A 10,700-nucleotide genomic window follows, 5' to 3' on the forward strand; every position below is an offset into this window, starting at 1 on the left:
ACTTCTGTCCAAGAAAATGGGTGCAGATCATAAAATGCCTTTGGTTGCTTTTTTATTAATAATGATTTTTATACGAAATATTCAAGTTGATTAGGAATTTCTCCGGTTTTTTGATAATATTCAAAGATTCTACGCAGTATTTTAAGAATTGTTATGTCGATTTGTATATCTAAAAGAGGAATATGATTGGCGTGCCAACAATGACTACAATTTTTAAAAGTTATATTGCCTAGAGAAAATTCTTTATTCCAATCTACCGCTTTAATAATTTGTTTTGTTTCTAATCGTTTACGACCGGAAGGTCGGCGGCGAATTCGCTGATGTATTTCAGCTTTAATAAAAGCAGATTTATTGATTGTGATAAGACCGTCGCTTATTTTCTCTTTATTTATATATTTTGGTATATTGAGGTTAAAACTGCCATATTCGTAAGAAACAGATACGTCGTCTTCTGATATTTTTTTAGCAAAACCGCCGTAGCCCATACTCATAATATAAACTCCTGTGTAATATTTTTATGATACGTTAGTAGTTATCTATATTGTAATCTAAAAACAGAAAATAAGCATTTAAATGGCAACATGAAATTGAATATTTTCAAAATTATTTACATTATATCGAAACCTCTGATTTAAAGGGGGTGAATTCGACCCCTTTAAAATTTGGAGTACAATACTAACAGTCTTCTCTTATATAGCTAACCTGTTTATAACATTACAGATTATCTTTTTGTTAACGAATGACCGTCATAAATATATTGCCTAATAAGGCGTTTGCCTTCGACGGCATGGATTTTAAAATAGAAATAATGGTTGCGGTTATCTTTGGCATTTTCCTTGTTGAGCTTGAAGTAATTTTGCTGTGAATGGGCCATACTTTGTAGAATATCATCGGTTAAAAAGGTTAGCGGTGTATCCAAGGCAGAATATTCATAAAAATCTTCTTCAAATTTCAGATAGTTCGGTGAAAAGTATGAAAATTGTAATTGGTTACGTTGAAATTCTCTAGATTCCATCGTTTGCCATCTCCTCGGTTGTAATGCGATTAATAGTATCTATAGGTAAGGTTGTAAAGGTATCATCTTGGTGTTTAATCGTGACTTCAGTCAAACTGAGATCATAAACTTTGCCTGTGATACGGCTTGTGGTGAGCGGTTGACCTTTACGTTGCACGCGTACCTCAAATGTGGCCGTGTATTGACCGGCATAGAGTCGACCCAGCCAGGTTAAACGTTCTTCAAGACTCATGGATTCATCGATTTCAAGATTCATATGAGATTGCAGTAAGGCCGTTTGGTGGTCGGATAAAAAGAAGCCCATCCATTTTGCCATTTTGCGGTCTTTGTAGGCACGGGCGGATTTGAATGGCAAATAGGAGCGGTCAATCATACTAAACCATCCAAACCGCCGGCACCACCGGCTGCATGACCGCCAATGAGTTTACTGCGGGCAATGGCACGGGATGAATCCAAGAGAACCGATGCCTTTTGAATGGCCAAGAAACCGTGCAGACGGCGAATATCATCAATGGTATGTTGGAGGCTGTGACTTTTGCGCACCGTATCCGGATTGTCGAAGAGGGAAATGGATTGTAAGGCTTCCGGAATGAACTGGCTATATTGAACGCCGATTTGACGAACTGCTTCTCCTTTATAATGTTTTCGGAATAATTTAATGACGTGGCGCGTCAATTCATCGGTCAGCTGCGTCGGCTCAATCTTCATCTGTGCTTGGAAAGAACCGCGAGACCGTTGTTCAAAATAGCTTTCTTTGGCAAAACCGATATAAACGGACACACAACGTGTTTGCTGATGGCTGCGGCGTAGCCGGATAGCCACCTGTTCCGCCATCTCGCTGAGCAAGAGCTCGATTTCATCTTGTTTTGTGTAGTTACGAGGCAAGATTTGTGAGTTGCCTAACCCCTTGGATTGTGGCGTATACGGTTCACGTACGTTACTTTCATCAACGCCGTTGGCGTGAAACCAGAGCTGTACGCCGATGACGCCCAAGTCTTTTTGAAGAATATCCGGATTGCAGTTAGCCAGCTTTTTGATGGAGTGAATGCCAAGATTATTTAAACGGCGAGCCATGCGACTGCCGATGCCCCAAAAGTTAGTTAGTTTGGGAATTTGCCATACTTTAGTGGATACATCTTCGTACGACCAGTTGGCACGCATAGTAGACGTCGTTTTAGCTTCATTATCGAGAGCCAGTTTGGCAAGTAACGGGTTCGCATTCGACATACCGACGGTAGAGAAAATACCGGTTCGCTGGCGAATATCATGCTGGATTTTGGCAGAGAGAATATCCAGCTTTTCACGGCGACTTAAACGCGGATCGGGCACAAAATACTTCAAAGATCGAGTAAGGTCTACAAAGCCTTCATCGATAGAATAAGGGCAAATATCTTCGGTGGCAGCGTACTCGCGCAGAATGCGTTGAATCTCGAGGTTTTTTATAATATAAAGGCCCATGCGCGGCGGCACGATTAAGGTGCGTTTGGCCCAGCTCTCGATATAATTGATGAAGTCGGGCGTAATGGGCAAGCCTTCTTTAAGGGCACGGCGTAAATTAAACTTCCTGGTTTCGATATCGAAAGGCAAATCGTAGGAACGACTTACATTTTGCTTGCCAAAGACATGTTTGAACGTTGGGGAGGACGCCAAAATCAGGCCTTTGGAATTGTCGGCCCGGCTCATGACACATAATGAAGTTGTGAGGGGATTTAAACCGCGCTCAATACATTCGACACTGGCGTAAAATGACTTCATGTCGACAAACGCAATGTCTGAGCGGGGCTCCAAGTCGTAATTAATATAGCCCATGATGGCACCTCCTTTTTACGTAATAACTTCTTTACTAAAATAATACATCGAATAAACGTTTGAGTCAATGGTAGAAAATAAGAATGGTTGTTTGGCTAAAAGGTAAAAATTTAAAGGTATTAAGAGTCTGCAATTTTAGTTAATTTATTGCTAGAAAGTTTAATTCGGTCGAATTCGACCGAATTATCTCCGGCTGGTTTTCTCTTTTTGGTTGTTGCCTCAAGGTGGCGTTCCACGTCCTTCGGTGCTGTTCTTACGTTTTTCTATTGGCTTATTAAGTTATTTTTCATATAATATATTCATATAGACTTACGCTTGACAACAGCGTAAAATAAAAATTTTTTGCCTTTTTTTGCTTAAAGGGTATTATTTGGAGGATGGATTTATGAACAAACAGCAGTTAGCTGCCAAGATTTGGGAGTCTGCAAACCGCATGCGGTCTAAGATAGAAGCGAATGAGTATAAGGATTATATCCTTGGTTTCATTTTTTATAAATACTTGTCGGACAAAGAAGAACAGTGGCTTTTATCCCAAGAATACACGCCGGAAGACATCAAAGAATACGTAAACGAGGATGACGATGAAACGGTGCGTACGGTTCAAAAGAATCTAGGCTATTTTATTGCGTATAAAGACCTTTTTTCCACATGGATTCAAATGGGGGCAGATTTCTCGGTAGACAATGTGCGAACTGCTTTATCATCCTTTACACGTCTGATTTCACCGTCCCATAAAAAGTATTTGACGGGATTTTTAATACCCTCGAAACAGGCCTTTCTAAATTGGGTGAAAACACGAAATCGCAGACGAAGGCCGTTAGTGATTTGGCACAGCTTATTAACGAAATTCCGATGGATAAAAAGCAGGACTATGACGTTCTTGGCTTTATCTATGAATATTTGATTTCTAATTTTGCAGCTAATGCCGGTAAAAAAGCAGGGGAATTTTACACGCCGCACGAAGTGTCTTTGCTTATGTCTGAAGTGGTAGCTAATCATTTAAGAGGTCGTGAAAACATCAAAATTTATGAGCAAAGATGCTTGGGATTGATACAATTTAAAGGAAGGTATGCATAGCCTAAAATTCCATATTTAGCGAGGTTTTAATGTATCCCGGCAGAAAGCCGGCTTTTTTTATGCCCGAAAATAGAGCTGACGTATGTTGAGGATGAAAACTGGTGGGGAGCAATATGAATACGGCAGTAACGATAGCTTTTTATCGTTACTGCCGTTTTTTCATATTACAAAAGGGTAATCTTATTCGATATTAAATACATCATTTAAAAAACCGTATCGGCCTACATATTTATTTCCGGTGAACTCAATTATATGAATCCCATTGGCTGGATTTTCCTTAGGAATAAAAGGCATCCGTTCTTTTTGTTCAATCATGATTACTTGGCGAGATAACGCATGTTCGACCAGATACTGAATGAAATTATGCTTAATAGTGTTTGCTTTCTGGATTTGTTCAGATTCTGATAATTGGGTTAACGATGAGTCGGATGCAAAGAAATATGGAGCATAGCCGTTTTGCTCGATAATGTATTCACTCATAGCATAAGTAGTTATTGTGTTAAGAAGTGCACAAAAGCCACCGCCCATTGTAGCTGGCTTACTCTTACCATTTATTTCAATGTCGAAATTTTGCATGTTTAATCGCGCGGTATTGGCGCCACCAATCTTGGACGCAGTTAGAATCTTTATTAGATTTTCTTCGAATCCGTGAATAAGATCATAGTCAAAGAAATCGGCTATTTTTCGTTTAGTGATAACTGGGTCTTCTTCAGTTTCTTTATCGAACAATTCCTTCCTATATTGAAGTTCATTTTGCTGTAGACATTCCAGTTCGCCAGAAATTCGCATGAAATTCATTTTTTCTTCCAATTCTTGTTGAATATTGAATAACTGGGGAGTAAGTTCATTCGATATCAATGAATCAATTTTATTTTTTTGTTCCTCTAGTTTTTTTATATTCAGTAGCACCCCCTGTCTCTTTTTTTCGACGCTTTCTTTAGCTTTGAATAATCCTTCAATATGAGTCTTTATTTTTTTCAGTTCTACAGAAGATGCTTCTATGTATTTAGTATCAGGTGGGGTGGTGATTTTGGAATTGCAAAACGGACAGTGTGCAACTGTAGGAAATTTCTGAGATGCTAAGCTACCATCTATTATGAATTCTAATCTATGTATATCTGATTGATATTGTTGATGGAGAATGGAAAAATTGTGAATTACAGTTTCGCATTCAGAGAGTTTACCATTTAAATCATAAATCTTAGACATGATGGAATGTCCTTTGGATACGGCTGTATCAATGTGATTTTTAATTTGTTGAATTTGTTTTTTCAATTCTTTTATGGCATTAGGAATATCTACAATTTCACATTGAGATGCGGCTTTTTCTAATTCAGCCCGTCGCTTACTTAAATCATCTAATTTCTCTTGTATGTATGTGAGAAGAGCTTTTTTCTTTGCCTTGCTTATAGCCGGATCTTCTTGCTTTTGCAAATTATTAGCGTCTTTACCAGTTAATAAAAATAAAAGGGTAGCTATTGACGGTGTCGGTGCGTTCCATCCGGGCGTGATAAGTGGAGAGGTTTCTCTGGCAATATCAGCCTGGCGAAGAAAGAAAAAATGTAATATGGTTCGCCAGGATAAATTTTGGGTGGTTCCTTTCTCTGAAGATAGGATTTTATGCTCAGAATCAATCCCCAAAAGAGATAGAAATACAGAATTAATATTTTTTTTAGCTGTATTGGAAACACTATAACGTCCGTTTTTAATAGATGGATCTGAACTGATTACTTCTATTTTACTATCACCAATTTTTCTATTAAGTGTTACGGACCCTCCTTGAGTTGTAAGTTCCAGTGATATTAATTCATATCCATTATTGGCATCAAGAACTTTAGATGGATGCGTTTTGCTTGGTGATGCTCCAAGAGCATAGTCCAAACAATCCATTATAAAGCTTTTCCCGGTATTGGATGGGCCAATGATAAGGTTGAATCCTGGATTAAATTCAATTATGGAACTTTGGTGTTGTCCACCAGAAACTATCAATTTATTCAAATAAAATCTATTCATGAGCATCCTCCTGCAAAGACTGGAGTGTATATCGATTGATTTCTTTTAACATATATGACTCTGACAACCTATAGGCATCTACTACAGTTTCAACAGCTAATCGATATTCTTCAGCATATGAAACTTTAAGTTCGTTAACAAAATCAAGACCCTTAGGAGTTATTTGGAATAAATAACCTTTTTTGGATGTCTTAAACCTTATGCATCTTTTAAGAACTAGGTTTTTCACGGCTTTCGATACAATTGACTTTCGTGCTAAAAATTCGCTGAATCTGTAAGTTCCGTACCCATGCAGATTTTCGTCCAGCAATCCAAAATCTGCTGCGTATACGGCAATGAAATCAACTTCACATATTTGCATAATCGTTATTGAACGATTTTTAACTTTGCTTAATAAGAGCAGGACACGCAATGCCATTTCAAAGGCAGAGCTAATAGCCTTAGTATTATCCATGTTTTTTCTTGACCCACCTTAATTTATGATCATTGACAAGATAATGACATACTCCCTTTTTTATTTTCCCGCTAATCCAATAAGGGGATGAGCTTAATAGATAATTTGGGGCAGATATTTTTACGGCTTGTTCCATTACCGACAGCATTCGTTCGTATCCATTGGGGTGGGATTTTCTGGCTGTATCTTTTACCCCATCAAAAATTTCTTCTTTGAGTACGTCAAACTGATTGGAAAGTCTATTGCTACCTAATTCCAAGACGCCCCTTTGAATAGAAGCGGCAGAATAATAGTCAACTCGACGATCATCGAGGTCATCGGCATAATCAGGATAATCACCTAAATCGTTTTTTGAAAATGATGGGAGACCTTCTGCATCACCATAGGCTCTATATAATTCATCAATATATATTTTTTCGTTTTCAGTTGCTTCTTTCGGAACCGGGATAGAACTCGGACGAGGAAGCAATTTTATTTTTTTCTCAATATCCTCAATTAAAGATATGTCGTGAGTAAAACCGGAGGAATCATTAGAAAACTCACTATTTGTTGCTGAGTTGTCTATAAGCGACAAAATAATATTTTCAAGTAAATCAGCACAAGCGTCGTCGACACAAGAATTGCCTATTCCATTATCGTGCAGCCATTTTGCTACCGCATCATAAGAATCACATTCTTCGGTTCTATCAGCAATCCAATGAGAAAACTTTTCCTTGTCACGATTAGCGTAAAGGTATTTCGCATCTGCAGGTTGGATTTTACGAGTACCTCTTAAAAATCGATATTTTGTATCGGCTTTCTTATGAAGGATAGGACATGAGTCCATAGCAGCATCTTGGATGAAATTCCCGATGATTTCATTAAAATATTGTTCTTTCTTCATTTGTCCGATGCAAAAAGGAAGTAAGCCAGAAGTAAACTCTGAAAATTTCAAGTGCTACACCACCTTTAAAGTAGTCCAGTCCGAAATTGTCCGAGGCTGTCCGTCCAGTCCGATTTTTAATGAGCGTGAATTGCTAGAATTAAGGCAGAACCAATGAGCAAGCATCTGGACAACCAAGGAAACACCATGAATTACTTATATTTTATCATACCTTGGGGAATTAGATGAGCTTATAAAGACATTTGAATGAAATTTCCGTCTCAACGTTCACATCCGGACGCGGATGTGCCCAGAACTGGGAGACGGTCTGGAAAGTTAATCACGTCAGCCTACTGGGATGGTTGGCCATAGAAGCGAGGATGCATCTTATGGTCAATTTCGACAGGCTGCCTGCGTGGATTCTCGCTTCGCATTATGCGAAGGAGATCGCGCATGGCCAATCTACAGACAAACAAAGACAAAAAGTACTACATTCCTCTGGAACTCACTTCAGAAAACGTCATCACCGAGGAGTACAAGGACTGTGAAGTCCGCTGGTCAAAAATCGGCTGCCGTAAGGTACGTACTGTCCTGATTCCGGCAACTGAAGAACAGTATCGCGCTTACATGCGGCCAATCTGGCGTGAAGACAAAAGAAAACAGCGACATGGAGATGATGAAGTATCCGCTGACAAGCTCCATGATGAATTCAAGCTGGAACCGGAATGTGACTTCAACTTGGAGGAGATTGTCCTGAAAAAAGAGTTGCTGACAGCTCTCCGGCGAGAACTAGTTGCACTGCAAGACATTGACCGGACCATCCTGACGATGATTGCCGATGGCTTCAGCGAAGCGGCGGTCGGGGAGTCAGTCGGGCTGAGTCAGAAAGCCGTCAACAAGCGGAAACATAAGCTTTACGCGTTACTGCAGGACCGTCTCAAGGATTATCGCTAAACAGCCAGGGAATCCGGCTGCGAACAAAGCGGCCGGATTTTTTTGGAAAATCGGTACTTAACGATGATGCGGTTGTCCTATTACTGGTGGAGGGCGAACGAAGAAGCCCTTTAGGAAGGAGGAACCCAAGATGATGTACACACAGACACCTGAAAAACTGGCTCAGCAGCAAAAGCTGGACCGGGAACTGGCGGCGGTGCTGATGACCATCAGCGCCACGACCCGCAGTATCGCTAGGAACATCCATCTCTTATCAATGCAAAGATGTGCGAAAGGAGTCAATCCGTATGACAAACGATGAACTGCAGAAACTGGCAGCGGCCCTGGGCGATTGCGGCAAGGCACTGCTGAAGATTTCCGAGGCCATGGCGGTGAAAGAAGATAATCCGACAGCTTCGGAAGCGAAATCAGAGAAATTGGAAAAGCCGCTGACACTGGAAGATGTCCGCAAAGTCGCTGCCGACAAGGCCCGCAAGGGATTCACGGACGAAGTTCGCAGCCTTATCCAGAAGTACGGGGCGGACAAGCTGTCCGGCATTGATGCGGCACAGTATGAAGCGTTCCTGAAGGAACTGGAGGTGATTGGCCATGCCGGATAAACATGCGGTGCTGTCCGCATCTTCTTGCTACCGCTGGCTGGCCTGCCCGCCGTCTGCGAAGGAATGTGCCAAGCTGCCGGATACCTCCAGTGAATTCGCCCGCCAGGGAACGGATGCCCATACGCTCTGCGAATTCAAGGTGAAGACGGCGTTGGGGCAGAAACTGGAAGATCCGACGAAGGGACTCACGTACTTTGATGAGGAGATGGCGGAATGCACTGATGAATACGCGCAGTTCGTCATGGAATGCCTGGCCACAGCCAAAGCATCCTGCAAGGACCCGATGATCATGATCGAACAGCGGCTGGACTTTTCCCAGTGGGTGCCAGGCGGTTTTGGAACAGGCGACTGCCTCATCGTAGCCGACGATACCCTGACAGTCATCGATTACAAGCATGGCTTGGGAGTCCTGGTGGATTCCGAGAAGAATCCGCAGATGATGTGCTATGCCCTCGGTGCGCTGAACCTGTTTGATGGCATCTATGATATCCGCCAGGTGTCCATGACGATCTTCCAGCCCCGCCGGGACAACGTCAGCACCTGCACCATGAGCAAGGAAGAACTGCTCCAGTGGGCCGAAACGGTGCTGAAGCCTGCGGCAGAACTGGCGGCGAAAGGTGAGGGCGAATATAAAGCCGGTGACCACTGCCGCTTCTGCAAGATCAAGGCAACCTGCCGCAAGCGGGCCGAGTACAATCTGGAACTGGCCCGGTATGATTTTGCCGTCCCGTCCACGCTGCAGGATGAAGAAATCGAAGCCGTCCTGGAGAGGGCCGATGAACTGGTGAACTGGGCCGGGGATGTCAAGGAATACGCATTGCAGCAAGCCCTTTCCGGCAAGCAGTGGGACGGATGGAAACTGGTCGAAGGCCGGTCGAACCGCCGCTACGTAAGTGAAGAAGCAGTCGCCGCCAAAGTGGAAGAAGCGGGCTTCGACCCATATGAAAAGAAGCTGCTCGGCATCACGGCAATGACAAAACAGCTCGGCAAGAAGCGGTTCGAAGAACTGCTGTCAAATTTAGTCGAAAAGCCGCAGGGAAAACCGGTCCTGGTACCGGAATCGGACAAGCGTCCGGCGATGCATACGGCGGCTGATGATTTTAACGCTGCAAATTAAGGAGGAAACTACTATGTCTAACAACTACGTCAATCCGTGCAAGGTAATCACCGGAGTCAATACGCGCTGGTCTTACGCCAACGTCTGGGAACCGAAGTCCATCAACGGCGGTACGCCGAAATACAGCGTCAGCCTGATCATCCCTAAGTCGGATACAAAGACCGTAGAAAAAATCCGCGCTGCCATCAAGGCTGCTTACGAAGAAGGCGAAAGCAAGCTCAAGGGCAATGGCCGCACTGTACCGGCTCTCGAAGCCATCAAAACGCCGCTCCGTGACGGCGACCTGGAACGCCCGGGCGATGATGCCTATAAAGACAGCTTCTTCGTCAATGCCAACTCGGCGACCAAGCCGGGCATCGTTGATGCTGACTGCCAGCATATCCTGGAACGCTCTGAAGTCTACTCCGGCGTCTATGGCCGTGCATCCATCAACTTCTATGCCTTCAACAGCAATGGCAACAAGGGCATCGCCTGCGGCCTGAACAACCTGCAGAAAATCCGTGATGGTGAACCCCTTGGCGGCAAGCCGCGTGCAGAAGATGACTTCGCTACGGCTGACGATGATGATTTCCTGGCATAAGGAGGCGTGATTATGGAAACTATGATGAGACTGATTCTGGATGGCCTGTACTGCCTGGTTGCACTGTGCGCCGGAGGATTCTTCGTGGCTATGATCTATACGGATATCAAAAAAGACCAGCGGGATGAAGAAATGGCTCGGCACCGGGATGAACGGGAAGAAGAGTACCACCGCAAGCAGATGGAATCCTTCCGGAAATAAGTAGTAGTGAATAGCGGCG

General features: G+C 42.9%; 15 protein-coding genes. 8 read left to right on the forward strand and 7 right to left on the reverse strand.

All coding sequences use genetic code 11. From position 1 onward, the window contains the following. Positions 1 to 68: 68 nt before the first annotated feature. From QZL64_RS01995 to QZL64_RS02010, 4 genes are all read right to left on the reverse strand, one after another. Positions 69 to 491, reverse strand: a complete 423-nt coding sequence (locus QZL64_RS01995) for a hypothetical protein (RefSeq protein WP_021840379.1) — start codon at positions 489 to 491, stop codon at positions 69 to 71. A 230-nt stretch (positions 492 to 721) separates the two neighbouring features. Continuing rightward, complete coding sequence (locus tag QZL64_RS02000; RefSeq protein ID WP_021840380.1) at positions 722 to 1,015, reverse strand: DUF5960 family protein; 294 nt, start codon at positions 1,013 to 1,015, stop codon at positions 722 to 724. Then, positions 1,005 to 1,388, reverse strand: a complete 384-nt coding sequence (locus tag QZL64_RS02005) for a hypothetical protein (protein WP_021840381.1) — start codon at positions 1,386 to 1,388, stop codon at positions 1,005 to 1,007. The genes QZL64_RS02000 and QZL64_RS02005 overlap by 11 nt, the downstream gene beginning before the upstream one ends. Continuing rightward, the gene (locus QZL64_RS02010; RefSeq protein WP_021840382.1) at positions 1,385 to 2,824 is read right to left on the reverse strand and encodes a Y-family DNA polymerase; all 1,440 of its coding nucleotides are present in this window, start codon (positions 2,822 to 2,824) and stop codon (positions 1,385 to 1,387) included. Before QZL64_RS02010 ends, QZL64_RS02005 begins: the two co-directional genes overlap by 4 nt. Before the next feature lie 385 nt (positions 2,825 to 3,209). On the opposite strand from QZL64_RS02010, the gene QZL64_RS02015 reads away from it, so the two are divergent. Both QZL64_RS02015 and QZL64_RS02020 read left to right on the forward strand, forming a co-directional pair. After that, the gene (locus QZL64_RS02015) at positions 3,210 to 3,728 is read left to right on the forward strand and encodes a type I restriction-modification system subunit M N-terminal domain-containing protein (RefSeq protein ID WP_021840383.1); all 519 of its coding nucleotides are present in this window, start codon (positions 3,210 to 3,212) and stop codon (positions 3,726 to 3,728) included. Beyond that, positions 3,677 to 3,901 (forward strand): N-6 DNA methylase, encoded by a 225-nt coding sequence (locus QZL64_RS02020; protein WP_296309154.1) that lies wholly within the window; start codon positions 3,677 to 3,679, stop codon positions 3,899 to 3,901. Before QZL64_RS02015 ends, QZL64_RS02020 begins: the two co-directional genes overlap by 52 nt. 180 nt (positions 3,902 to 4,081) lie before the next feature. Here QZL64_RS02020 and QZL64_RS02025 read toward each other — a convergent pair whose 3' ends face one another. Genes QZL64_RS02025 through QZL64_RS02035 form a run of 3 tightly spaced genes read right to left on the reverse strand, consistent with a single transcriptional unit; the run spans position 4,082 to position 7,302 of the window. Further along, a complete protein-coding gene (locus QZL64_RS02025; RefSeq protein WP_021840384.1) occupies positions 4,082 to 5,914 on the reverse strand; it encodes an AAA family ATPase in 1,833 nt (610 codons plus the stop codon). Further along, positions 5,907 to 6,368 carry an ABC-three component system middle component 2 gene (locus tag QZL64_RS02030; protein ID WP_021840385.1) on the reverse strand — a complete coding sequence of 154 codons (462 nt, stop codon included), beginning with the start codon at positions 6,366 to 6,368 and terminating at the stop codon, positions 5,907 to 5,909. Before QZL64_RS02030 ends, QZL64_RS02025 begins: the two co-directional genes overlap by 8 nt. After that, complete coding sequence (locus QZL64_RS02035) at positions 6,361 to 7,302, reverse strand: ABC-three component system protein (protein WP_021840386.1); 942 nt, start codon at positions 7,300 to 7,302, stop codon at positions 6,361 to 6,363. Before QZL64_RS02035 ends, QZL64_RS02030 begins: the two co-directional genes overlap by 8 nt. A gap of 381 nt (positions 7,303 to 7,683) precedes the next feature. Between QZL64_RS02035 and QZL64_RS02040 the strand changes: the two genes are divergently transcribed. From QZL64_RS02040 to QZL64_RS02065, 6 genes are all read left to right on the forward strand, one after another. Beyond that, complete coding sequence (locus tag QZL64_RS02040) at positions 7,684 to 8,184, forward strand: RNA polymerase sigma factor (protein ID WP_021840387.1); 501 nt, start codon at positions 7,684 to 7,686, stop codon at positions 8,182 to 8,184. Positions 8,185 to 8,314: 130 nt separating this feature from the next. Beyond that, positions 8,315 to 8,485 carry a hypothetical protein gene (locus QZL64_RS02045; RefSeq protein WP_021840388.1) on the forward strand — a complete coding sequence of 57 codons (171 nt, stop codon included), beginning with the start codon at positions 8,315 to 8,317 and terminating at the stop codon, positions 8,483 to 8,485. Beyond that, on the forward strand, positions 8,472 to 8,783 hold the full coding sequence (locus QZL64_RS02050; protein WP_014128600.1) for a glycoside hydrolase family 18 protein: 312 nt from the start codon (positions 8,472 to 8,474) through the stop codon (positions 8,781 to 8,783). The genes QZL64_RS02045 and QZL64_RS02050 overlap by 14 nt, the downstream gene beginning before the upstream one ends. Then, on the forward strand, positions 8,773 to 9,900 hold the full coding sequence (locus QZL64_RS02055; RefSeq protein WP_021840389.1) for a DUF2800 domain-containing protein: 1,128 nt from the start codon (positions 8,773 to 8,775) through the stop codon (positions 9,898 to 9,900). Before QZL64_RS02050 ends, QZL64_RS02055 begins: the two co-directional genes overlap by 11 nt. 13 nt (positions 9,901 to 9,913) lie before the next feature. Beyond that, on the forward strand, positions 9,914 to 10,480 hold the full coding sequence (locus QZL64_RS02060) for a DUF2815 family protein (RefSeq protein ID WP_014128598.1): 567 nt from the start codon (positions 9,914 to 9,916) through the stop codon (positions 10,478 to 10,480). Between the two features lie 12 nt (positions 10,481 to 10,492). After that, positions 10,493 to 10,681, forward strand: a complete 189-nt coding sequence (locus QZL64_RS02065) for a hypothetical protein (RefSeq protein WP_021840390.1) — start codon at positions 10,493 to 10,495, stop codon at positions 10,679 to 10,681. The last annotated feature ends 19 nt before the right edge of the window (positions 10,682 to 10,700 follow it).

Source organism: Veillonella sp. CAG:933 (assembly GCF_000431435.1).
Lineage (GTDB): Bacteria > Bacillota > Negativicutes > Veillonellales > Veillonellaceae > Veillonella_A.